General features: G+C 40.3%; 28 protein-coding genes. 9 read left to right on the top strand and 19 right to left on the bottom strand.

The window, feature by feature from the left end:
* Positions 1-19: 19 nt before the first annotated feature.
* The 7 genes from mtgA to IHV77_RS03555 all read right to left on the bottom strand — a co-directional run bounded on the left by mtgA (position 20) and on the right by IHV77_RS03555 (position 5560).
* Entirely contained in the window at positions 20-763 is a 744-nt protein-coding gene (mtgA, locus tag IHV77_RS03585) for a monofunctional biosynthetic peptidoglycan transglycosylase (protein WP_194812773.1), read from the bottom strand.
* Positions 750-1055 (bottom strand): trp operon repressor, encoded by a 306-nt coding sequence (gene trpR, locus IHV77_RS03580; protein WP_194812772.1) that lies wholly within the window; start codon positions 1053-1055, stop codon positions 750-752. The genes mtgA and trpR overlap by 14 nt, the downstream gene beginning before the upstream one ends.
* A gap of 32 nt (positions 1056-1087) precedes the next feature.
* A complete protein-coding gene (locus tag IHV77_RS03575; RefSeq protein ID WP_194812771.1) occupies positions 1088-3250 on the bottom strand; it encodes a transglycosylase SLT domain-containing protein in 2163 nt (720 codons plus the stop codon).
* Positions 3251-3352: 102 nt separating this feature from the next.
* On the bottom strand, positions 3353-3649 hold the full coding sequence (locus tag IHV77_RS03570; RefSeq protein WP_194812770.1) for a YciI family protein: 297 nt from the start codon (positions 3647-3649) through the stop codon (positions 3353-3355).
* Between the two features lie 109 nt (positions 3650-3758).
* Positions 3759-4250: an acyl-CoA thioester hydrolase YciA gene (gene yciA, locus IHV77_RS03565; protein WP_194813210.1), complete on the bottom strand. Its 492-nt coding sequence runs from the start codon at positions 4248-4250 to the stop codon at positions 3759-3761.
* A complete protein-coding gene (locus IHV77_RS03560; RefSeq protein WP_194812769.1) occupies positions 4250-4810 on the bottom strand; it encodes a septation protein A in 561 nt (186 codons plus the stop codon). The genes yciA and IHV77_RS03560 overlap by 1 nt, the downstream gene beginning before the upstream one ends.
* Complete coding sequence (locus tag IHV77_RS03555; RefSeq protein WP_194812768.1) at positions 4811-5560, bottom strand: hypothetical protein; 750 nt, start codon at positions 5558-5560, stop codon at positions 4811-4813. It lies immediately after the preceding gene.
* Positions 5561-5837: 277 nt separating this feature from the next.
* Between IHV77_RS03555 and IHV77_RS03550 the strand changes: the two genes are divergently transcribed.
* Positions 5838-6521, top strand: a complete 684-nt coding sequence (locus IHV77_RS03550) for an OmpW/AlkL family protein (protein WP_194812767.1) — start codon at positions 5838-5840, stop codon at positions 6519-6521.
* A 67-nt stretch (positions 6522-6588) separates the two neighbouring features.
* Here IHV77_RS03550 and purN read toward each other — a convergent pair whose 3' ends face one another.
* From purN to IHV77_RS03525, 5 genes are all read right to left on the bottom strand, one after another.
* Positions 6589-7227 carry a phosphoribosylglycinamide formyltransferase gene (gene purN / locus IHV77_RS03545; RefSeq protein WP_194812766.1) on the bottom strand — a complete coding sequence of 213 codons (639 nt, stop codon included), beginning with the start codon at positions 7225-7227 and terminating at the stop codon, positions 6589-6591.
* A gap of 59 nt (positions 7228-7286) precedes the next feature.
* The gene (purM, locus tag IHV77_RS03540) at positions 7287-8324 is read right to left on the bottom strand and encodes a phosphoribosylformylglycinamidine cyclo-ligase (protein ID WP_194812765.1); all 1038 of its coding nucleotides are present in this window, start codon (positions 8322-8324) and stop codon (positions 7287-7289) included.
* Between the two features lie 121 nt (positions 8325-8445).
* Entirely contained in the window at positions 8446-9831 is a 1386-nt protein-coding gene (locus tag IHV77_RS03535) for a DASS family sodium-coupled anion symporter (RefSeq protein ID WP_194812764.1), read from the bottom strand.
* Positions 9832-9982: 151 nt separating this feature from the next.
* A complete protein-coding gene (gene rraA, locus IHV77_RS03530; protein ID WP_194812763.1) occupies positions 9983-10483 on the bottom strand; it encodes a ribonuclease E activity regulator RraA in 501 nt (166 codons plus the stop codon).
* A 45-nt stretch (positions 10484-10528) separates the two neighbouring features.
* Positions 10529-11440, bottom strand: a complete 912-nt coding sequence (locus IHV77_RS03525) for a 1,4-dihydroxy-2-naphthoate polyprenyltransferase (protein ID WP_194812762.1) — start codon at positions 11438-11440, stop codon at positions 10529-10531.
* 61 nt (positions 11441-11501) lie between these two features.
* On the opposite strand from IHV77_RS03525, the gene tsaA reads away from it, so the two are divergent.
* Complete coding sequence (gene tsaA, locus IHV77_RS03520) at positions 11502-12227, top strand: tRNA (N6-threonylcarbamoyladenosine(37)-N6)-methyltransferase TrmO (protein WP_194812761.1); 726 nt, start codon at positions 11502-11504, stop codon at positions 12225-12227.
* Positions 12228-12240: 13 nt separating this feature from the next.
* Here tsaA and IHV77_RS03515 read toward each other — a convergent pair whose 3' ends face one another.
* Entirely contained in the window at positions 12241-13290 is a 1050-nt protein-coding gene (locus IHV77_RS03515; protein WP_194812760.1) for an AI-2E family transporter, read from the bottom strand.
* A 78-nt stretch (positions 13291-13368) separates the two neighbouring features.
* Between IHV77_RS03515 and arsC the strand changes: the two genes are divergently transcribed.
* The 3 genes from arsC (at position 13369) to IHV77_RS03500 (ending at position 14359) form a co-directional block, all read left to right on the top strand.
* Positions 13369-13719, top strand: a complete 351-nt coding sequence (gene arsC / locus IHV77_RS03510) for an arsenate reductase (glutaredoxin) (protein WP_194812759.1) — start codon at positions 13369-13371, stop codon at positions 13717-13719.
* Between the two features lie 74 nt (positions 13720-13793).
* Positions 13794-14039 (top strand): alternative ribosome-rescue factor A, encoded by a 246-nt coding sequence (locus tag IHV77_RS03505; RefSeq protein WP_194812758.1) that lies wholly within the window; start codon positions 13794-13796, stop codon positions 14037-14039.
* Positions 14040-14062: 23 nt separating this feature from the next.
* A complete protein-coding gene (locus IHV77_RS03500) occupies positions 14063-14359 on the top strand; it encodes a DUF5377 family protein (RefSeq protein WP_194812757.1) in 297 nt (98 codons plus the stop codon).
* Positions 14360-14426: 67 nt separating this feature from the next.
* Here IHV77_RS03500 and bamC read toward each other — a convergent pair whose 3' ends face one another.
* Positions 14427-15431 (bottom strand): outer membrane protein assembly factor BamC, encoded by a 1005-nt coding sequence (gene bamC / locus IHV77_RS03495; RefSeq protein WP_194812756.1) that lies wholly within the window; start codon positions 15429-15431, stop codon positions 14427-14429.
* Positions 15432-15527: 96 nt separating this feature from the next.
* The gene (gene dapA, locus IHV77_RS03490; protein WP_194812755.1) at positions 15528-16424 is read right to left on the bottom strand and encodes a 4-hydroxy-tetrahydrodipicolinate synthase; all 897 of its coding nucleotides are present in this window, start codon (positions 16422-16424) and stop codon (positions 15528-15530) included.
* 105 nt (positions 16425-16529) lie between these two features.
* Between dapA and bcp the strand changes: the two genes are divergently transcribed.
* The 4 genes from bcp (at position 16530) to IHV77_RS03470 (ending at position 18808) form a co-directional block, all read left to right on the top strand.
* Complete coding sequence (bcp, locus tag IHV77_RS03485; RefSeq protein WP_194812754.1) at positions 16530-16994, top strand: thioredoxin-dependent thiol peroxidase; 465 nt, start codon at positions 16530-16532, stop codon at positions 16992-16994.
* A 163-nt stretch (positions 16995-17157) separates the two neighbouring features.
* Complete coding sequence (exbB, locus tag IHV77_RS03480) at positions 17158-17610, top strand: TonB-system energizer ExbB (RefSeq protein ID WP_194812753.1); 453 nt, start codon at positions 17158-17160, stop codon at positions 17608-17610.
* 2 nt (positions 17611-17612) lie between these two features.
* Positions 17613-18035, top strand: coding sequence for a TonB system transport protein ExbD (gene exbD, locus IHV77_RS03475; RefSeq protein WP_194812752.1), 423 nt, complete (start codon positions 17613-17615; stop codon positions 18033-18035).
* A gap of 8 nt (positions 18036-18043) precedes the next feature.
* Positions 18044-18808 (top strand): TonB family protein, encoded by a 765-nt coding sequence (locus IHV77_RS03470; protein ID WP_194812751.1) that lies wholly within the window; start codon positions 18044-18046, stop codon positions 18806-18808.
* Positions 18809-18918: 110 nt separating this feature from the next.
* Here IHV77_RS03470 and IHV77_RS03465 read toward each other — a convergent pair whose 3' ends face one another.
* The 4 genes from IHV77_RS03465 to IHV77_RS03450 form a co-directional block, all read right to left on the bottom strand.
* Positions 18919-20235 carry an MFS transporter gene (locus IHV77_RS03465; RefSeq protein ID WP_194812750.1) on the bottom strand — a complete coding sequence of 439 codons (1317 nt, stop codon included), beginning with the start codon at positions 20233-20235 and terminating at the stop codon, positions 18919-18921.
* A 67-nt stretch (positions 20236-20302) separates the two neighbouring features.
* Entirely contained in the window at positions 20303-21058 is a 756-nt protein-coding gene (gene menH / locus IHV77_RS03460; protein WP_194812749.1) for a 2-succinyl-6-hydroxy-2,4-cyclohexadiene-1-carboxylate synthase, read from the bottom strand.
* A gap of 35 nt (positions 21059-21093) precedes the next feature.
* Positions 21094-22800, bottom strand: coding sequence for a 2-succinyl-5-enolpyruvyl-6-hydroxy-3-cyclohexene-1-carboxylic-acid synthase (gene menD, locus IHV77_RS03455; protein WP_194812748.1), 1707 nt, complete (start codon positions 22798-22800; stop codon positions 21094-21096).
* Complete coding sequence (locus tag IHV77_RS03450; protein ID WP_194812747.1) at positions 22791-24083, bottom strand: isochorismate synthase; 1293 nt, start codon at positions 24081-24083, stop codon at positions 22791-22793. The genes menD and IHV77_RS03450 overlap by 10 nt, the downstream gene beginning before the upstream one ends.
* Positions 24084-24154: the final 71 nt, after the last annotated feature.

Here is a 24154-nt window from a genome sequence, read left to right as displayed (position 1 = left end):
TTCACCGCACTTTTTCTATCTAGTCTAATCTTTTTAAATAACCCGTTCCCAATAGATTCATCTGGCGCACAATCCATTGCTGTTTTTTACGAATTAACGCGCTCGGTTTATTTACTTTGTAGATAATCGGATTGGGCAAAACGGCGGCTAATAATGCGGCTTCCGTTTGGGTTAAGTGCTTTGCCGATTTTTTAAAATAATAACGGCTTGCTGCTTCCACGCCAAAAATTCCGTCACCAAATTCCGCAATATTTAAGTACACTTCTAAAATTCGTTTTTTTGACCAACCAAGTTCCAAGAATATGGTTGCAGGTACTTCTAATCCCTTACGTAGCCAGCTTTGTCCATGCCAAAGCATTAAATTTTTGGAGGTTTGCTGGGAGATAGTCGAAGCCCCCCGAATTTGGCGTTTTGATTTTTCGTTATATTTAAAGGCTTTTTGAATTGCTTTTAAATCAAATCCGTAATGCTGAGAAAATTTCTGATCTTCGGCAGCAATGACGGCAAGCTGCATATAGGGTGAAATATTTTCAATTCCACGCCAACTTGATTTTGCGTGATAACGGAAATCACCTTCTAACCAGTGGCTAATTTGCTGTTGTACCATATAGGCGGAAAAGGGAATGGGAACAAAGCGAAAAATCAACACAAAAGCAAAAATGGCGAAGAAAAATCGAATTGCTACGCGTTGCCAATTTTTCTTCCACCATTTGGGACTGAGTAATTGCAAAAGTGCGGTCAATATTCGCTTAGTTTTTTTCAATATTATCAAGATGCTGTTTCATCCATTGCATAAAATCGGGATCCATCGTTTTAATCATATTAGAACCGCGTGTGATGGTTGCCGCACTGGTGTTTAAATTTTGTTGGATTTCACGTTGGGATAAATTTTTGTCTAACAATTGTGAGACAATTTGTAAACGTAGCCCCACGGCATCGCGTTCGTCAGGCGTGAGGAGTAAGGTTAAAAGTTCTTGGGCCTTTCCTTGGTTGAAAGCGGTTTGTAACATGGTAAGAAAAGCGTTCCACTGATCTAAATTGCGGCTGATATACATAATTAGCATCCTATACTATTAAACTAGTGTGGTTAGTATAACCGATCAAATTCTTCTTGACTAAAGGTTTGTGGGTTTTCTTGATGTTGCAAAATTTGATAATAAAAGTCGTATGCCAGTACATTTTGCACATAGCCACGTGTTTCAAAAAATGGAATGGAGGCGATAAATTCATCCATTGTCAGTTTACCGTTGGCGCGTGATAACCATTTTTCTACACGGCTTGCCCCGGCATTATAAGCGGCGGCAATAAGAATACGATTATTGGGATATTTAATGTTTAACTCTGTTAAATGCGTTGTTCCAAGCAAAATGTTGTTCAATGGTTTAAATAAATCATTTTCACTTTGGTATGGAAGTTGGTTGTTATTTGCCGTTAATTGTGCGGTGCTTGGTAAAAGCTGCATTAAACCGCGTGCATTGGCGGAGGATTGTGCCATCGGGTTCCACGCACTTTCTTGACGTGCAATCGCCATGGCAAAGGTTTTGCTGATGCGAGAGCCTTTTTTCAGTGCGGCGTTTTGATGATGTCGTTCCCTGTTTAAGGCAATATCAAAATAATCTTGATAGGCATTGGGTAAACGTAAACTAAGGTTATCCCAAGCCTTTGCAATAATTGAACCGGCTACCCCTAAATCAAACCAACCTTGTTGATTGGCATAATCGCTCAAGGCGATTTGTTTGGCTTGTTTTGATTCGCCCGAAAGATTTTCTAACAAGAAATACCAGCGTTGTTTTGCCGCACCTAAGCGATTTAATTGACGCAGTTCCTCAATTTCGGCTAAAGCATCTTGGTGTTTTGCCAACTCATCTTTCATTTTTCTCATTGGTTGTTTTTGCTCAAAGCGATAATTTGCACCACGATTTTTGGGGTTTAACATTGCTTTTGCCAACATCGGATAGAAACCGCGTTCTTTAGAAAGTGCGGTCAATATTTCTTGTGTTTTCCGTTTGTCGGTTTTAGCTAGCCAGTAGCGCCATTCTTGTTTTTCTTTTCCTTCATTGGAAAGCGCATTTAACCAAGGCATAAGATCGGTTTTCTGCCAAATTGCCATACGCAAACGGCGTTCGGTCAGATTATCTGCTTTTAATTTCAGCATCTCTTCATCACGCCATTGTTGAAAATTCGGGTTTTCGTTATCAAAAAAACGGCTGATAAAGGCGATTTTCCAATCGCGCAGTTGAGTTTCGTTGAGTTGCCAATTTTTCGCCCATTGTTCATAAGATGAAAAACTTGGATCGTTGATATTTTCAGGAATCGTGCGTAAATAGCGAGAGAAAGTTTGTACAAGGGCAAATTGATTACGAATGTTGCCGTTTTCAACAATCGGCGCTTTCTCGGCAAGCATTTTTAAATTGGCAGGCTTTTTTAGTAAATTAATATCATTTTGTAAATCGGCTACGACCGCATTTTCTTTTTCGCTATCTAATTCTTTTGTGAGTAACTCTAAGCCTTTTATATCATTTTTTAGAAATAGCTTTTCCGCCTTTTGATAAATTTTATCCGTGGTTCTGCCGCCATTTGCAAGCCATAGCGCCCAAAGCGGAGTATCATTGGTCAATTCACCGTTATTCAGCCAAAGGGTTTCAAAACGCGACAAAATATCGGCATTGGCATTATTTGATTCGGCAGATTTATCTTTCTGATATTCCATATTTAACGCCGCGACCTGTATTGCCAAGGTTTGCGGTTTGATTTTTTTCGCATAGTTTATCAGTTCAGGCGAATTATTGTTATTGAGCAAATTAAGTATGTTTTGCTCTAAACGTGAGTGCAGAAAGTGCTGAGGATATTGGCGAAGATAACTTTCAATTTCATCTTTTAATGCAATGACCTCTTCAGGGGAAGAGTTTGGTGTAATCAATTTGATTTGGCTATCAAAATAAGCGATTTGTGCCTCTTTTTGTAATGGATAACCTTCTAGCGATTGAATCAGTTGTTGGAAAAGTGTTTTATTTTCAAAAACTCGATGATTTTTAACCGCACTTTTTAATAAATTTTCCAACTGTAAAAAAGTCGCACGTTGTTCCAAGCGTTTTAATGCAACAGATTGTTGGTTTTGTCGCCATTTGGTTTGTTCTTCGGCAAGGTTGATTGTCTGTGTACTTTCTTTTTTGGTTTTATGTGTGTTCGCCATAATGGATTGAGAAAGTGCGGTTAACGTCACAAGAAAAATGAGTGAGTGTTTTTTCATATATTTCTATTTGGTAGATTTCAGTATATAAGTGATTAAAGTCATCAAAGATTATTAGCAAAAAAGCGAATCCTTAGATTCGCTTTTTAATATATTGTTTCGTTAAAATACTTTTTTAAACGGTTTTACAATCACTTCACCGTACACACCGGCTTCGACATAAGGGTCTTGGGCTGCCCAATCTTTTGCGGCAAGTAGATTATCAAATTTTGCGATAACGGTAGAGCCGCTAAATCCTGCCTCACCGGGGTTTTCATCATCAATAGCAGGATTTGGCCCTGCGGTGAGCAGACGCTCTTCCGCTTGTAACTGTTTTAGGCGTGCGAGATGTTGTTCACGTACGGCAAGACGTTTTTCAAGTGTGCCGGGAATATCTTGAGCAAAGATTACATAATACATCGTTTTCTCCTTCGTTATGGTGAATTAAATTTAAAAATGTTGGCGATCATTACTGCGCGTCGCCGTATTTGCACTGTCTTCGGCTTGCGGCTTTGTATCCATTTTAATTTTATTCACTGTCGTTGTTTTTGGTTTGTTGAACTTGGTGTTCTTCAATGGAAGCCAAGGCTTTTTCTAATTCGTGATTGCCGTCTCGAGGGATTGCACGTGATTTGCCGTTACTATCTACCGCAACAAAGGTGAATACGGCATCAGTTACGCAATAACGTTCACCGATAGGTTCACTGGAGACTTTTTTCACCCATACTTCCACTTTAATTTGAATGGAAGAACGACCGACTTTTAAGCATTGTCCGTAACAGCATACCACATCGCCGACAGAGATGGGTTTGATGAAATTCATACTATCTACGGCAACGGTAACCACACGACCGTGTGCAATTTCTTTGGCTAAAATCGCGCCGCCCATATCCATTTGCGACATAATCCAACCACCAAAAATATCGCCGTTCGCATTGGTGTCGGAGGGCATCGCAAGGGTACGTAGTAATAATGTGCCTTTTGATTGGCGACCGTCTTTATCAATAAAATTTGAGGACATCATTGTTCTCCGTCTTTGTGATTATTTTGTTCATCTTTTGGTAAAAATTTGTAAATGTAAGCACCGGAAAGAATGGTTGCGACAATAGTCATACCGATCAAACCGAAGGATTTGAAATCTACCCAAGCTTCCTCCGACATATTGCGACTGATATAAATGTTCACCAACATACAAATAATGAAGAAAATCGCCCAGCCGAGATTGAGGGTATTCCAAGCTTTTTCGGGTAATGTTATCTCTTTGCCGAGTAATTTTTTTACAAGCGGTGTTTTAAATTGAAATTGTGCAACGAGTAACACAATGGCAAAGAGTGCATTAACAATCGTTACTTTCCATTGCAGATAACGCAGTTCGTTGAAATATGCGGTTAAAAGTCCAAAGAAAACGACCGCACCTGCCATTATTTTTTGTTGTTTTTCAATAGTGCCGTATTTCCATTTTAAGATCACCATTTGCACGATTGTGGCAACCACTAAAACGATAGCGGCGTCACGTACCCCTCCCAGTTTATAAGTGATAAAAAAAAGAATCAGTGGAATAAATTCAAGTAATTGTTTCATTTATTGCTCCTGCATAAATAAACTGTAAAACCGATAGGTGACGATCAGCACGAAAATATTTATCAAAGCCGCAAGGATACTTGCTGTAACGGCAAAGATAATGTTGTTAGAAATAGAGACAATTTGAAATATCAAAATAGGAACAACAACATATATGAGTAACGCATAGATAAATAACGCCCCTTTTTTGTTCATTCCTTGTAACCAAACTGTTTTGAGGCTTTGCCCGATTCCCGTTTGTGCCGTTAAATAATGTGTTGCCGATAAATTTAAACGAACGAAAAAATAAATCCCGAAAATAATGGCAAAGAGAGAAATAATCGATGGTGAGGCTTGCGTAACTGCGGCAGCGGTTATTTCAACTAAGCCAAGCAATAATGGAATGATAACAACCACTTCTAAAATCACCACACCGATAAAACGCGGCAATGTCGCGTTAAAACTTTGTCCTAAAGTGCGGTAATTTTGTCGGCTGATTTGGTGAATGGTTGTTATTCCCCATGCGCCGATAAAAGTTGTCGCTAACTGCGTGATAGAAAATGACAGTAAGAAACCCGTTACATCAAGTTTTGTTAAATCGGGTAAAGTACTGCCGGTAGTCAGTTCTTCTTGAGAAATGAGAGGAGGGCTTAATAAGACACTTGCTACTTGCACCATAAATAAAATCGACACAAATCGAAGCATTGTTTTTTGCTGGTTACGGAAAAAATTCCAACTATCTTGTAAAACCTGTGTAAAGTTAATATTCATTCCATTTTCTCTTTATTAAAAACAGTGTGATTATACCTTGTTTATGTTGCCACGGCATTTATCTTAGCTAAAAATCCTGTTTTTTGATATGGCGCAAAATTTTTAATTTTCATTTTTTCAATAAAAGTGCGGTTATTTTAGATAATAAATTTTATTAATTTGCAAAAATTTGAAGTAGATCACAGAATGACTACTCAAAATGAAGTATATTGCACGGCGTAGATAGCCATATATTTTTTATGGTTATCCAATCAAAATAATACTTAAGGAGTTCAATATGAAAAAAACAACACTTGCATTAGGTTTAACTGCCGCATTATTTAGTGGCGTAGCAAGCGCACATCAAGCGGGTGATTTTATTTTACGTGCCGGTGGTGTGTTTGTGTCAGCAAATTCGGAATCTACAACTAAAACTGCAGTACCGGTTAATTTAGAAGTGAGTGATAATGCACAGCTAGGTTTGACCGGTACTTATATGTTTACCGACAATATTGGTTTAGAGTTATTAGGCGCAACGCCATTCTCACACAAGGTGAAAGCGAATGTGCCGGGATTAAGTACTTTAACGAGAGGAGCTGTTGGTGATAATTTAGGTGATGTGGTGAAACTAAAACAATTACCTCCGAGCCTATATGTACAGTATTATTTCTTAGATAAAGATGCAGGCTCTCGCCCATATCTTGGTGTGGGTTTAAACTATACGCGTTTCTTTAATGCAAAATCAACCAATGCGTTAATTACTGATGTTAACGTGAAGAAACATTCTTTCGCTCCTGTTGTAAATGCTGGTATTGATATTAAATTAACCGATAATTTATATTTGAATACGGCAATGTGGTACACCCGCATTAAAACAACTGCTAAATTTAAAGTTCCAGCGGTCACTGCCGGTTATGAGCATGAAGTGAAACTTAAACTTGATCCATTTGTATTCTTCACCGGTTTAGCTTATCGTTTCTAATAAAATAATTTGTCCTCTATATTATAAAAAGCGATGAATGATTTCATCGCTTTTCTTTTGTGCTTTATTATTCGTTGGCATAGCCTTGCTTTGGTAGCGGTTTTCCGTCTAAATAGGCTATGCCGTCTTTTAGGTGTAGGCGTTCTTCAATAAACCATTTAATTACCATCGGATAAATGGCATATTCTTGTTCTCTTGTTCGTAATTCAATATCTTCCACATTGTCGTCAGGAAAAATCGGTACTTTGGCTTGTAATATGATTGCACCGCCATCGACCTCCTCATTCACAAAATGCACGGTTGTTCCATGTTCTGTATCTCCGGCATCTAATGCTCGTTGATAAGTATGTAAGCCTGCATATTTAGGCAGTAGGGAAGGGTGAATATTCAGTATTTTTCCGGGGAAACGTTGGGTAAAGGCCGGGGTTAAAATTTTCATATAACCGGCAAGTACAATTAAATCCACTTTCATTGTTTGTAAATAATCACCGATGGCATTATCCATTTCCGTATTATTTATGAAGTGTTGGCGCAAAAAAACTTGTGTGGGAATGACCGCACTTTTTGCCCGTTCTAACCCAAATGCTTCGGTTTTGTTACTGACAACACAAGCGATTTGAGCAGGAATAAAACTTTTTTCACAAGCATCAATAATGGCTTGAAGATTCGTTCCTTGCCCCGAAATTAAAACAGCAATTTTTTTCATAACAACCCTAAGAGAGAAAAAAGAAAAGGCGAATTTTCATTCGCCTCAGATTGAAGAGATTATTGAATAACGACTTGTTCTTCGCTATCCGCTGCAGACTCAATGTGTCCGATAAGCCACGCATTTTCACCTGCTTGTTTTAAAATCGCCAGTGCGGTTTCCACTTGATCTTGTGGCAATGCAATCACCATACCTACGCCACAGTTGAAAGTGCGGTACATTTCATAAGTGGAAATATTTCCTTGTTCTTGTAACCATTTAAAAATCGGTTGCCATTCCCAGCTTTTCTCATCAATGACAGCTTTGGTGTTTTTCGGTAATACTCGTGGAATATTTTCCCAAAAGCCGCCTCCGGTGAGATGTGCGATGGCGTGAACACCGGTTTGTTTGATGAGAGATAAAACAGATTTTACATAAATTTTAGTAGGGGCAAGGACTTGCTCACTTAATGGCTTACCGGCTAATTGTTCCGTTGCCGGATTTACACCGGAAACTTCAATCACTTTACGAATTAAAGAATAGCCGTTTGAGTGCGGACCGCTTGAGCCTAACGCAATTAACGCGTCGCCGTTACGCACTTGGCTGCCATCAATAATTTCAGATTTTTCAACCACACCGACACAGAAACCGGCTAAATCGTAATCGCCTTCGTGGTACATACCCGGCATTTCAGCCGTTTCACCGCCTACAAGCGCACATCCTGATTGTACACAGCCTTCCGCAATGCCTTTGACCACATCAGAGGCAACATCTACTTCCAATTTTCCGGTAGCGTAATAATCTAAGAAAAACAGCGGCTCGGCACCTTGTACCACTAAATCATTCACACACATTGCAACTAAATCTATACCAATGGTATCGTGTTTTTTCAAATCAATCGCCAAGCGTAATTTTGTCCCTACGCCATCGGTGCCGGAAACTAAGATCGGTTCTTTATATTTGCTTGGAATCGCGCACAATGCCCCGAATCCCCCTAATCCACCAATGACTTCCGGACGGGTGGTGCGTTTTACATGCGGTTTGATTCGTTCGACAAGTTCGTTGCCGGCATTGATATCTACACCGGCATCTTTATAACTTAATGATTGTTTGCTCACAATGAATCCCTGTGTCAGTTAAATAAAATCAGCGCGGATTGTATCAGTTTGAGCAAACGTTTGCGATAAAATTTTGAGCTGTAAATCAAAGTGCGGTCGTTTTTTAAATATTTTGCTCCGTTTAGCTTAGCCAGAATAGGTATCCGAATGTGGCGATGACGAACACACAAACAATATTTAAGACAAACCCTGCTTTCACCATTTCGCTTTGTTTTATCTCTCCGCTACCAAATACGATGGCATTCGGTGGTGTTGCTACCGGTAGCATAAATGCGCAAGAGGCACCTAATCCGATTATCAAGGCAAGACCGATTTCCGGAATGCCCAAAGACTGTGCGATAGAGATGAAAATCGGCACAAGTAATGCTGCACTGGCGGTATTGGAGGTAAATTCGGTTAAGAAAATAATAAAAGTAGCGACTAATAATCCGATGAGATAGTAGTGTTGGCCTTGTACGAGGAACACGATACCGTCTGCAAGAATTTTACTTGCGCCGGAATCTTTCAATACCGCACTTAGCGTCAATCCGCCGCCAAATAGCATTAATACGCCCCAATCGGTGTTTTCTTGAATTTGTTTCCAGGTTGCGACTCCTGTTGCACAAATGATGATTGCGGCAAATAAGGCGACAACGCTGTCGAAACTGGCGATATTTTTTTGCAGTCCCAATAGTCCGCTAAAAAACGGATTGATTTTTGAGCTAAATACCCAACAAAATGCGATAAAAATGAAAATGACAAGTGTGAGAATCCGTTGGGAATTCATTTCGATTTTTTCAAAGGATTGTTCAAAATGGACATTGAGTTTCGGTTTGAAAACAATCCAGAGCGTGCCGATCATTAAAGGTAATAAAATGATCATAATCGGTAAACCATACCATAACCAATCGGAGAAACTGAGGTGTAGGTTACTGGCTACGATAGCATTCGGCGGACTGCCGACTAGGGTTCCCATGCCGCCTATGCTGGCACTATAGGCAATGCCTAATAATACGAACACATAAGTATTGTGTTCTTTCTCGCGATCCATTTGGCTTAAAATCCCCATGGCGAGCGGCAACATCATTGCGGCAGTTGCGGTGTTACTCATCCACATAGAAAGGAAGGCGGTAATTAAAAAAAGATAGATGACGGCGATTAAAAGGTTTCCTTTGGCAAGTGCCATAATTTTATTGGCGATCATTTTATCGAGCTTTTGCATATGCAATGCCGTCGCTAAGGCAAAGCCGCCAAAGAAGAGGAAAATCGTTGGGTCGGAAAACGCAGCAAGTGCTTGCTTGGTGGTGACTAAATCTAATGAAATAGCCAATAATGGCACAAGTAACGCCGTAATCGTAACGTGTAATGCCTCGCTTAACCAAAGTACAGCGATAAAGCCTAATAATGCAAGACCTGCATTTTCTTTGGATGCAAAAGGCAAGAATTTTAACAAAACAAAAAATAGCACGATATCGGCAAGGAATATGATGCTGTTTTTATGGCTTTTACCTGAAGATGTTGTGTTCATAAAGTCCCCCTACATTTTTATAATCAAATAAACGAATCAATGTTAAAGGAATGTTACAAACTTGCAATGAGCAAAATTAAAAAGTGTGATCAAGTGCAAAAAATTTAACAAAAAAAGTGCGGTTATTTTTAACCGCACTTTGGTGTTTTGCTTATTCTTCTTCAAATCCTTCTAAATCAAGGGCTTCTTGCGAGAGGAGGATGCCTGTGAGATCGGCATAAATGTAGTCTTCCGGGAAGAATGTTACGCCGCCAAAATTAACCGGAATATCGCTTTCTCCGGTATTATTTTCATCTGCACTGACAGGAATCGGAGCTAATGCTTGAATGCCGATATCAATATTTTCGAGTTGCTGAATTTGGCGAACCGCTCCATAAACGATAATGCCTTCCCAGTCGTTATCTGCCGCGAGTTGAGCAAGTTCCGCATCGATTAGACCGCGGCGAACCGCACCGCCACCATCAATAACCAACACACGCCCTGCACCGTTTTCTTCTAATACTTCAGCGATTAAGCCATTATTTTCAAAGCATTTCACGGTTGTAACTCTTCCATAGAAATTGCTTATGCCGCCAAAACTTGAAAAAATCGGTTCGACCACATCCACTTGATCTGCATAAAGATCGCAAAGTTCTGAAGTATCAATAAACATAAATTCCCCTATCAAAATTTGAGATAAGCCTAAGTATATTCCGATTTAGCCGATAAGCAAGCCTAAACTAAATAACAGATTGATGAATAACGAAATCATTGACATCTGCGCAAGCATCGGGCGTAAGGTCTCAGGTCTCGTACTACGGTAAACAAAGGAGGCGTGTTTGACAAGTAACGGATAGGCAATCAAAAACAAATAATTTGCCCACGAAGTTGCGGTGAGTAGCGCAAAAACTAGGTAACACAAGGCGGCTAAACCCAATAAAATACAGTGATAAATACGCCCTTTATGTGCGCCTAAACGCACGGCAAGGGTGTTTTTGCTTGCTTTAGCATCTTGTTCAATATCACGTAAGTTATTGATATTTAACACTGCACTTGCTAATAATCCTGAGCTTATCGCCGGTAAGATTATTGCACTATCGATATTATGTGTTTGTAAGTAATAAGTGCCGCCTACACCTATCAAACCGAAAAATACTAGCACGGAAATATCGCCTAATCCCATATAACCATAGGGTTTTGCTCCTACCGTGTAAGTGATGGCGGCAATAATAGCTAAAATACCAAGACCGGTAAAAAACAATAAATCGGATAAGCTCTTATAAGCAATGCCAATGAGAAAGCTGCCGGAAACGAAGCTTGCCAAGATCATCAATATCAAGCCCCATTTTAGTTCTTGTGCTGAAATTGCGCCTTTTTGAATGCCACGTAATGGACCGATACGTTCTGTCGTGTCGGAACCTTTTTGATGATCGCCGTAGTCATTGGCGAAGTTGGAAAGTACTTGTAATAAAATGGTTGTCAGCAAACAAAGCACCATTACCGATATATTAAATCCCTCGGGATTTGCTCGATAGCCAAGTGCCGAGCCGGTGAAGATCGAGGCTAATGCTAAAGGTAAGGTTTTTGGTCTGGCTGTTTCCCACCACATTTTCAATTTTTTATTTGTCATTTTTTTTGACCGCACTTTTAATTACAATAAGGCGCGTATTCTACACTGAAATAATGCACTTATGAATGACTTAACATTGATGCCTATTGCGATTATCCACACACCTTATAAAGAAAAATTTTCTGTGCCACGCCAACCGAATTTGGTTCAAGATGGCGTTGGGATTGTGGAGTTACTTCCACCTTATAATTCGCCGGAAACGGTGAAAGGGCTGGAACAATTCAGTCATCTTTGGTTGATTTTTCAGTTTGATAAAATTCAGCAGGGAAAATGGCAACCTAGGGTGCGTCCTCCCCGTTTAGGAGGAAATCAACGGGTAGGCGTATTTGCCTCTCGTGCAACGCATCGCCCTAATCCATTGGGATTATCCAAAGTTGAATTACGCAAAGTAGAATGTATTCAGGGCAAAGTGTTTTTGCATCTTGGCGCAGTGGATTTGGTGGATGGTACGCCGATTTTTGACATTAAGCCCTATATTGCTTACGCCGATAGTGAACCTAATGCCCGCTCCGGCTTTGCACAAGAAAAACCGCAGGCGAAACTGAAAATAGAATTTACCGAACAGGCGCAAAGTGCGGTTAAAAAACTTGAAGAAAAACGACCGCACTTAGCACGTTTTATTCGTGAAGTGATTGAGCAAGATCCCCGTCCGGCTTATCAACAAGGCAAGCCTAGCGAGCGAATTTACGGCATAAGTTTGTATGATTTTAACGTGAAATGGCGGATCAAACCTGAAACACTGGATGTGGTTGAAGTGCTGAGTATAGAAAAAGAAAAGTCGGGGTAATCCGACTTTCTATTTAATTTTCTGGCAAGGCATTTACCACCGCTTTTACTAAAGTGGCGAGAGGAATGGCAAAAAATACGCCCCAGAACCCCCATAAACCACCAAAAATAAGCACGGAGACGATGATGATTAATGGATGTAAATTTACCGCTTCAGAGAATAAATAAGGTACGAGTAAGTTTCCGTCTAATAATTGGCTCACTGCAAAAGCGATAATGATATACCAAAATGTCGGGCTGATACCAAATTGGAAAAGCGCAACAAGTGCCACCGGAATCGTAACTAATACCGCACCGATATAAGGCACTAATACGGAAAGCCCCACGGCAAATGCCAATAATAGCGGATAATTCAAGCCGAAGATTAAGAAAATCACGTAAGTTACCAGTGTTACGATCAGAATTTCCAATAATTTACCGTGAATGTAATTCGCAATTTGTTGCTGCATTTCCGTCCAAACTTTGAAGGCTAAATGGCGATTGCGTGGTAAAAATCGGCTTACGCCTTGTAAAAGTTCACTTTTGTCTTTTAGCATAAAAAACATCATTAAAGGCACTAAAAAGGCGTAAATGCCCAGTGATACCAAATTCATAATTGAGGCGAGAGAAAGTTTCACTGCCGACTCACCGAAGCCGAGAATTTTTTCACGTACAGAATTGAAAATGGCATCCACCATAGAATAGTCGATTAATTCCGGGTAATGTTCAGGCAAAGCGAGCAACCATTCATTGAGCTTGTTGAACATAGCGGGTAAATCGCTTAATAATGAGACGGTTTGGTTCCATAACATTGGTACAAGCACAAGAAAGAACACGATTGCAACGCCAATAAATCCGCCGAAAATGATAATGGTTGCCAACACTCGTGGAAATTTTAGATTATTGGTGAGAAAATGAATGGGCATTTCCAATAAATATGCTAATACGATGGCAATTAGTAACGGTGCAATTAAATCGCCGAAAAAATAAATTGCGATAAAGCCAAAAAGTAAAATTGCCAGTAATCCCATTGCTTGCGGGTCACTCAAACGGCGAGCATACCAACTTTTTAACATTTCTAACATAATGAGCATCCAATCAAGTATTTTGCGCCATTATAAGTTAAAATTCCCCCTAGTTATAGCCAAGCGGAGAGAAATTCTATGTCGATTATTATTTATCACAACCCAGGTTGTTCAAAAAGCCGGGAAACCCTAGCACTGCTTGAAGCGCAAGGCATTCAGCCGACCATTGAGCTTTATTTACAAAAACAATATTCGGTTTCCGAGTTGCAACAAATTGCCGATAGATTAGGGATTCTTGATATACGTCAAATGATGCGTGTGAAAGACGAGTTGTATAAATCCTTAGGTTTAGATAATCCGGCGTTAACCAAGACGGATTTATTACAAGCGATGAGCAAACATTCCGAACTTATGGAGCGTCCGATAGTAGTGAATGGCGAGAAAGCAAAAATCGGACGACCGCCGGAAAGCGTATTGGCGATTTTGTAATTTTAACGTTTATGCGTATAATACGGTAGCCGTGAAAATCACTTCGCGGCTTTTTTAAGTTTAAGGAAAAATTGATGGCAAAAAAACAGAAAAGTGCGGTTGAAAATCAAGCCGTTTATCAACACACCCGTGGTGTTGTGAAAGATAATGCAATTATGGCATTATTACGGGATAAATTATTCCGTCAGCGTATTGAGAAAAAACGCAAAGGGAAAGGAAGCTACCAGCGAAAAGCAAAACACGCAGGGAAATTTTTTGAAAAGCCCGATTATAAATTTTTTGATTTCAGAAATTTTATAATCGGGTTTTTCTTAAAGTAAAAATAGAAATGTGAGGTAACAATATGTCAAATAAAACAGAAACATTATTTAACACGACTTGGAACGTACGTATTAGTGATCCGGGTGAAGAAGGCGCTCGTAGCCATTTTTTTGAAACGGTTTATTTAACGCTCACCGCACATTTTGAAGAAAAGGGGATCCGTTATGAATTTGTGCGTAGAGTTGAAGAACAAATTAAAGTGCAACGTTCGTTTACCGAATTAAATGAATTATTTAAGTTTCTTGGTGATTATTTAGATGCGGTTTCCCTCGGTATGCTTGGAGTGAAAATTGGTAATTTAGGCGTAAAAGCGGAATAGTTTTTATACTCGGAAAGTAAAAAGCGGTTGAAATTCACTTAAAAAATCAACCGCTCTTTTTTGTTTTTTATTTCAAGAGTAAAGTGCTTAAGGCACTATAAACCGATTTCGCCGTTTCATCGCTTAATGCTTTACCATTTTCATCGGTAATAACAACCGCACTTCGTTTACCCATTGCAGAGATTTGCATAAAGTAAGCGCCTTTTTCAAGCTCGGGTTCGTTTACACCTAAACGCAGCCAATCTTCTTTATCTAACGGTGAATATTTTAATTCTCGTTGTCCCCGCCCTGCTATTTCGGATTTAGTATAAAATCCGATTTTTGGCAATGCAGAACCTAGCTTTTCCCAAGCTTGAGTAAAGGTTGCCTCCATTCCCAATGCCGTTCTTCCGTTTATGTCAGTGATTAAACCGGATTGGAAAGTCCCGACAGTGGCATTGCTTAAATCTTGTTGCTGTTTGTTATAACTATGGGTGAGCGTTGCCACAAAACGATTTAAGCGATCAGCGGTGTAACGTTGCTTTTCCACTACGCTTGGTGTGAAAATAATACCATCACGGCGCATTTGAAGAACAGAAACCGTGAGGGCGCTCGCATCACGGGCGGAAACTTGCTCTACTTGATAACGAATTTCGGTGTTGGTTTTGTCATCCGCACGACCGGAATGATGCCAATCGGTGGTGAGTATCGCGCCGTTGATAGTGGAATTAATTCCTTCTTCTTTCAATAAACGTTGGATTTGTTGTAAGTTATACAATGAAACCTGTTCTTCAGGATACACGATTAATGCACGCTCTCCATCAAATTGAGTTATTGAGTTTTTGATGATCGCTAAAGGTGTTGACGGCGGGCGAATGTCCACGTTTTCCCCTTTTTTGATGGTGAGGTTAGGCAGCTCATAGGCGGCATCTTGTTTTGGTAGATTTATCCCTCCGCTTGCTAATGGCGAAAAGGTTGGAATAGATGAGTCTGATTTTTGATAGGTGTCGTTCGCACTTTGCAATTTTTCAGGATCGGTGGAGCAGGCCGATAATAGACCGATTGTGACTAACCCTAAGAGAAATTTTTTCATTACTAAATCCTTAAAAATAAATAAAAGAAAAAGTGACCGCACTTCGACCGTTAAATGATAAAAAAGTTTGGGACTGAAAATCAGCCCCAAGACTTATTAAATTAACCCTGCCGTTTTTAATGCGGTTTCTACTTTTGGTTTTGAGGTTTCGCTGAGTTCCGTTAATGGCAGGCGAAGGAACGGTGATTTAATCAAGCCTAAACGATAAGCCGCCCACTTCACAGGAATCGGGTTAGATTCTACGAATAAATTTTGGTGTAATGCCATTAAACGTGTATTAATTTCTTCTGCTTTAGTAAATTCTCCCATACGTGCCAAACGACACATTTCAGCCATATCTTTCGCCGCTAGGTTATTGGTTACAGAGATAACGCCTTCCGCACCTAGTTTCATTGCTTCTAAACCGGTTGCATCATCGCCACTTAACACAATGAAATCTTTACCTGCTAATTGCTTAATTGCGGTGACACGGCTTACATCTCCGGTTGCCTCTTTAATGCCTACAATATTGTTAATTTGAGCTAAACGAGCCACAGTTTCCGGTTTAATATCACTACCGGTGCGTCCCGGTACGTTGTAAAGAATTTGTGGTAAATCAGTGCATTCCGCAATGGCTTTAAAATGCTGATACATTCCTTCCTGAGTCGGTTTATTGTAGTAAGGTACAACGGAAAGACAGCCTGCAACACCGCTATCGCGTAATAATTTGGTCATCACAATTGCTTCACTGGTCGCGTTCGCTCCTGTGCCGGCAATGATAGGAATACGACCTTTTGCCAGTTCTACGGTCTTTTCAATTACCTTCACATTTTCTTCAATACTTAATGTTGCGGATTCACCTGTTGTTCCCACCGAAACGATGGCATCAGTACCGGCGTCGATATGAAATTCGATAAGTTTTTCCAAAGTGCTAAAATCAATGCTACCGTGGTTATCCATCGGGCTAACTAAAGCAACAATACTGCCGAAAAATAAAGGGTTTTGCGTAGACATAGAACCTCCGTTTATAAATAATGAGCAAATATTTGAAAACTGCCTGCTAGGATCGCTAAAATGGTCAAAATTTGCAAATCATTTTTTCATTTTGAGGAATTTTCTATGAAAACGTTACAAGTGGGAGATGTCCCACAATTTACATTATGTGATCAAAATAATCGTTCGGTTTCACTTTCTGATTTCAAAGGAAAGAAAGTGCTTGTTTATTTTTATCCTAAGGCGCTTACACCGGGTTGTACAACTCAGGCTTGCGGACTTCGTGATACGAAAAAGGAATTAGAGGATTTAGGTGTGGTGATTTTGGGAATTAGTCCTGATTCACCGAAGAAGTTGGCTCAATTTGCAGAGAAAAAAGCACTCAATTTCACCTTGCTTTCAGATGAAGATCATCAAGTTGCTGAGCAGTTTGGCGTGTGGGGCGAGAAAAAATTTATGGGACGAACCTATGATGGCATTCATCGCATCAGCTTTTTGATTGACGAACAAGGTAAAATTCAGCATATTTTTGATAAATTCAAAACCGGTGAGCATCATCAGGTTGTGTTAGATTATTTGCAGTCTTTATAATTCTCCTAAAAAATCGACCGCACTTTAGTATTCTGTGTGTAAAGTGCGGTCAGAAATCTTTCCGTTTTCGATAATTCATATTTACGCTGTATCTTTCTTTTGCTAAAATTTCTGTCTAATTGAAACTAATTCTCAATTGCTTTCTATGATTTAAGGATAAGAAATGCCTCAACTTTTCGAATTTTTACAACAATACAGCGATTACATCATTATCGGACTTTTACTTTTGATGAGTGTTATTATGCTCGCAATGGTAATTGAGCGTTTTATTTTTCTTACTCGGGTTAATGTCGGCAGATATTCGAATATTCATGCGTTAGATATCGATCTCCATCGTAATATGACAATTATTTCTACGGTGGGAGCAAATGCGCCTTACGTGGGTTTATTAGGTACGGTAATCGGTATTTTGTTAACTTTCTATCAAATCGGTCAAGGCGGTGGTGATGTGGATGCAGGTGAAATTATGTTACACCTTTCTTTAGCTTTGAAAGCAACCGCACTTGGTATTCTTGTAGCAATTCCCTCTATGGTTTTCTATAACGGTTTAAACCGCAAAATTGAAGTAAATCGCCTAAAATGGAAAGTATTAAATTCACAAAAAGATAAGGAATAATCGTGAAGAAATTTGATGAAATCAACATTATTCCTTTTATTGATATTATGTTGGTATTGTTAGCGATTGTATTGATCACCGCTTCATTTATTTCGCAAGGTAAAATTCAGGTGAATGTGCCTAAAGCGAGTACGGCGGTGGCTTTTAAATCCGACGAACTTGCAAAATTATTAACGGTTAGCGCAAAAGGTGAGCTTTATTTCAATGATAAGCCGATTTCTCAAGAAGCATTGGAAGCTGAAATTAATCAATGGAATAAAGAACAAAAAGTGACATTAAAAATTGATGCTCAGGCCAGTTTTCAAGATTTCGTAACAATCACGGATTTACTTGCAAAAAATGAAATTAAAAACGTCGCCATCGTCTCAATGAAAGATAAAGGCAGTAGTGCTAAGCCTGCAACTGCATCATCGGCAACCGAGTAGGGAAAGTTATGCAACAAGCTAAACGTTCATTCTTAGGTTTGTTTACGTCTATTCTTGTTCACGGTGTCATTATCGGTGCTTTATTGTGGAATTGGAATAAATCGGATGATAGCGTCAATAGTCATAGCGGGGAATTAGCGACAGCGATCTCAATGGAAATGCTGCAAGGAATGCGCATTGAGGAACCCGTATCGGAATCGGAAAAAATAGAACCGGAGTCGGAAAAGAAAGAGATTGTAGCGGATCCGACAAAGAAAGCGGAACTGAAGAAAAAAGAGCCGGATAAAAAAACGGAAAAACCAAAAGACAAACCTAAACCACCTAAAGAAAAAACCAAAAAAGAGGTAAAACCGGCTGAAAAAACGCCTTTACCGAAGAATTTACAGATAGGCGAACGTAATGTGAATGCTTCAGCTAATGTTAATTCAAAAGCGACTACAACAGCGCCGGTTAATACCAATGCGAATACGGTAGGGGGAGGTTCAAATATAAATGAAATAGCTGCTTATAAAGCCGCACTATATCGTGAGATTGAACGCCGTAAAGAATATCCGACACGTGCCAAAATGATGCGTAAACAAGGTATCGTGCATATTTCGTTTAATGTAAGCAATGACGGTGTATTAAGTGGCGGAAGTATTGTCAAATCATCGGGTGATGAAAGCCTTGATAATGCAGCATTGAAAGCGGTTAGAAATGCAAAACCGGTGGGGCCGAAACCGCAAGGATTTTCAAGTAGTGTTTCTGTTCCGATTCGATTCAGTTTGCAATAATAAAAAAAGCAGGGTTTAAACTCTGCTTTTTTGTTGCTTATGAAAGTGAAATTATAAATAAAATGTGAAAATACCAAGGCAAGCAGCTTGGTATCTTCTATTTTATTGAATTAGATTTTGGTTAAATCTACGTTCTTTGTTTCTTTTGAGGCGAATAACGCGAGTAATGTCATTAATGCGTTAATGGCTAAATAAATCCCTACACCTATAATGCCGAATGAGGCATTGATTTTTAAGGAAATCATTGCCGCAACGGTTGCTCCGATAATGGACGCTAAGTTATAAGCAAGCGATGCGCCGGAGTAACGTACTTCGGTTGGAAACAATTCCGGCAGCAATGCCGCCATAGGGCCAAACGTCATTCCCATAATTGCCATACCCACTACGAGGAATGCAAAGACGCTGCTTGGCGTGCCGTTTTCTAAAAATATTGGCATTGTTAAACCTAATACGCCAATGGCAATCGTTACCCAAATTAACCATTTGCGGCGACCGATCTTATCGGCATAAATACCGGAAATGCTGATGAAAATACCGAATACAATCGCACTTATTAATAGCAAACCGGTGAACGTGTTTGCCGGAATGCCTAAACCAAGCGGGTAGCCTGATTCTGAATGCGTTGGTGCCGTGCGTGAATAGGCTTGTGCGAAAGCGGTCATAATGTAGAAAAGGGAATAGGTCGCAACCATAATAAATGTGCCGATAATCATAGGCTTAAAATGCTTGGTGAATACGACACTGACAGGTGCATTTAATTTTTTACCTTTCTGCTCCGCTTCAACGAAAACATGGCTTTCGTGTAGGGTTAAACGGACGTACAAACCGACAAAAACCAATAACACCGAAGAGACAAAAGGGATACGCCACGCCCATTCTACTAAGGCTTCATGCCCCCAGAAATAACTTACTAGGAAGAAGGTACCGTTTGCCACAAATAAACCGATAGGCGCACCTAACTGAGGAAAAGTGCCATACCAAGCCCGTTTGCCTTCCGGTGCATTTTCGGTTGCAACCAAGGCCGCCCCGCCCCATTCGCCACCAAGTCCGATACCTTGTCCTACCCGACAAATACAAAGCAAAATAGGCGCCCAAATGCCGATTTGTGAATAGTTAGGCAATAAACCGATAATGACGGTTGAGCCTCCCATTAATAAGAGAGACGCCACGAGTGTTTTTTTACGTCCGATTTTGTCGCCAAAATGACCGAATAATGCGGATCCTATCGGGCGTGCAAAGAAGGCGAGCGCCAAAGTGGAAAGAGAAAGAAGATCATTTGAAAGTGGGTCATCGCTGCTAAAAAACTGTGTGTTGAACACTAACACGGCTGCTGCCGCATAGATATAATAATCGAAAAATTCGATTGCAGTTCCAACCATAGAGGCAAGTGCCACTTTCATCGGATTATTACGAAGTTGTGTTGTCATATTGCTTTCCTTAGGAAATGTGAATAAGAATTTTATAAATGGAAAGGGCTAAATCCTAGCATTTCCCTTAGTCTTGAGCAATTTTTAAAATGAGATTTCTTAGTTTTTTAGCGAAAAATATCGGATTTTCCGAGTGGGCGTTGTGGCCGGCATTTGGAATGGTGGTTAAAGAAAGTTGTTCTTCATGTGCAAGGTTTTGGAATTTTTGATCCCGCTCACCGCAAAAATAGAAAAACGGCAAGGAATTTGACCGCACTTTTGGGCGAAAATCAGCTTGTTTGGCAAGGCTGGTGGCAAGCAACATTTTGCCGATATCAGCATCACAATTTGCTTTTCGTTTTTGGATTAATTGCCGTCGTTGTGCTGAAGTTAAATGAGCAAATACCGGTTGTTGATACCAGTCTTTCAGTACGCTTTCAGGTGATTCGTTAATAAACCGTTTTGCCCAATAGATATCATTTTGCCAACGGGCTTGTTTTTCTTCCTCAGTTTTTAAACCTAAATTTGCGCCTTCCAAAATCACCGCTTGCAGTTGTGATTTTTTCACATTGGACTGTAATACATGGTTTAGGGCATAGTGTAAGGCAATGCGCCCTCCGAGTGAATATCCGACAAGAAAATAAGGTTCATTTTTGACCGCACTTTGGATTTGTTCGGCAAGATATTGCGTTGTGTCTTCAAAATCAACAACTTTAATTTCTTTTGCTTTTCCGTGAAAAGGTAAATCAAGTGCGATACAGCGAAAGTGCGGTAAATTTTCGATAACTTTTTGCCAGTCGGCAGCGGTGCCGAGGAGACCGTGAAGGAAAATAATATTCATCATAATAAAATAAAGGGCGTTGTTACACGCCCCAATCCCTATGCACCGATAACGGCATAACTGATTTGTTCAATTAAACGTTTATAGATGTTGCTGCCGTCATTCGGGTTGGTCTTAATTTCAATAAGTGTAGTTTTACGGCGTGTGTAGGCTTGTTTTAAGACGCTGCTTAAATCCGCCCAAGTGTAAGGATGAGCGTATTTTATATCAAACATTGCGGCGATTTGTGAAAAATCACCATTGTGAGGCAAGCGGTAGAAACGCTCTTTCACCGTTTCATCCACCGGTAGCATATCAAAAATTGCTCCTCCGTTATTGTTAATCACGAAAATGATAGTCGGTTGCGTAACATTTTTAAATAAGGCGAGCGAATTGAGATCATAGAGTGTTGAGGTATCGCCAATCATTGCGACAACCGGTTGATTAGAACCTACACCGATGCCGGCTGCTGTTGCCAGTAAGCCGTCAATGCCGCTTGCTCCGCGGTTAGTGTAAATCGGGTAGCCTTCCGGCAATTTCGTGAGCGCATCAACAAGACGCACAAACAGACTGTTGCCAAGGAACAAAATGCCGTTATAAGGCAGTACGCGTTCGATATGATGGGCGAGAGAGGCTTCATTTAAATTACCGCCCACTTGTTGTTCAATAAAACCGGCACAGAATTTTGATAAAGCAAGGGGTTCTAATAACCATGGTTTTTGACGAAATGGAGGGTGCGCGCGAAGCCAATGATGCACTTTCGCATTAAAGCGCGTATGTGTGTGATGATAAGGATCAACCGCTTTTTGCGTTTGTTCGATAATCCAAAATTCACCATTGAAGGCTTGTAAAAATTGGTTAATACGTTTGCTGATAAAACGGGAACCGAATTGAATCACAATATCCGCTTCTAAGAGTTTTTCCCGCACCGTTTGGTTGGCAAGCCAAATATCGGCATAAGGTGTCATGGGTTCGACACCGGATTGAATATCGGTTAATAATACCCAACCCATAGTAGTCGCCCAAGTATTGATGCCCATAGCTTGTTCCGCAGGCAGTTGTCCGACTACAATCACACCACGTTTGGTACGCCAGTGATCCCAGTTTTCGTGCGGAATCACTTCTTGTTGCAATGTTTCATATTTGATCCAAGGTTTTACCTGTGAAAGCCAACGCTGTAACGGTTGTAACCAAGGGTGGTTATCCACGGCGCTATCATTGGCTTCGTAAAGCGGTTCGGCAAAGGGGACGTTAATATGCACGACACCATGTTGTCGGTTCTGTTGAAATGTTGCCTGTTCTAATAGAGACACAAGCCATTGTGCAGCATAATCCGTATTGGGCTTGGGCAGATTCACATTGGCAATCGGGTAATCGCCGAACATATTTTGTTGCAATATTGCTTGATTTGCGCCGCATTCCCATAATTCGGGCGGGCGATCTGCCGTTAATATGATGAGATCAACGCCCGTTTGACGTGCTTCAATAATTGCCGGATAAAGATTGGCAGCCGCCGTACCGGAGGTAACAATGATGGCAACCGGAGATTGTGTGGATTTTGCGATACCAAGCGCAAAAAAGCCTAAGCCTCGTTCGTCAAAATGACTATGGCAAACGGCACGTTCGGCATTTTGCAAACGCACCGCTTCAAGCGTTAAAGGGGTAGAACGTGAGCCGGGTGCAATGCAGAAGTGAGTAACGCCTTGGCGTACCAAGGTTTCCAAAATCACTTTTGACCAACAACGATTAAACACGTTTACAGACATTCTTTTTCTCCGTTATGATTTTCTGCAAACAGGGAAATGAGTCCTGCTGCCTTACGTTCGATTTCTTTCCATTCAATTAAGGGTTGCGAGCCTTCAACAATGCCCGCACCGGCAAATACGCGGATTCGATTGCTTTCAATAAAGGCGGAACGAATTGCCACACAAAATTCAGAATATGCCTCGCTCATAATGCCTAATGTACCGGCATACCAACCCCGCTCAAAAGTTTCGATTTCCGATAAAATCATTCTGGCCTGTTGCTGTGGTAAGCCTGAAACCGCCGCAGTAGGGTGAATCGCTTTAAGTAATGCGGAATCTCGATAATGTGCGGTCAGATTTGCACGAATTTTTCGTAACAAATGTTGTACTTTGCGTAAAGGTTTGAGTTCCACTTCACCTACATCAAAGGATTCCACCATTGAGCGAATATTTTGAGAAATATCTTGCACCACCAGCCAGTTCTCGTTCAGATTCTTTTCATCTTTTAACAACCAATCGGCTTGTTGCAGGTTTTCTTGAAGGTTTTCCGTAATAGGTGCGGTGCCTGCGAGCGCTTCGGTTAAAAAAAGATTGTATTCGCGTGCGTATAAACGTTCAGGTGTCGAGCCCACGAAAGCAGAATGAGGATTTTCCGCCCACAAAAAGTGATAGCAACCTTGATTTTGTTTTTCACTTTCGGCAAGAAAATCATAGGGATTAATACGCTGTTTTAAGTGGAAAATCGTTTCATTTGCCAACACGATCTTAGTTAATTCGCCTTGTTTGATTTCAAAAAGCGCCTGATTTACCCAGTCATTCCAAGTTCGCTCATCAGCACGCCGTTCGATCAGCAAAGGAACTTGTTTGGGTAAGTCGCAAAGTGCGGTTGTTTTCGGTAATGTTTTAATAAGAGCTAAAGCGGATTGTGCGGAAGTTTCACCTTCGACAAAAACGCTTACCGTAGTAGCGCATTCCTTTTGCTCTAACAGCATTTGCGGCAAAATGAACTGTTCGTAACCTTGAAATTGTAAACCGCCGATTAATGGTAAACAGTATTGTTCAATAAACTCTTGCGCTAAATTTAACGCTGAAAATGACCGCACTTCACCGAGCGCAGCAAATCTTTGTTCTTCATCACGAAAGTGTAAGTAGAACTGTGGATAAACCCTTTGTGCTTTTAGCCACGCCAATAAATCGACATTGGCGATTTCTACTTGAAAACGCACGATATCCGTTTGTTTTTGTCGCAAATAATCTTCAATTTGCCGGCTTATTCGGCTTGCCGCTTGTTCTAAAATATCCATTAAAAAGTTGTTCAAAATACACAGAAAATTAGCCCGTATTCTACCGCAGTTTATTTGTTACAAAAAATTTT

The organism is Rodentibacter haemolyticus (genome assembly GCF_015356115.1).
GTDB lineage: Bacteria > Pseudomonadota > Gammaproteobacteria > Enterobacterales > Pasteurellaceae > Rodentibacter > Rodentibacter haemolyticus.
This window is presented reverse-complemented; position numbering and strand designations above follow the sequence as displayed.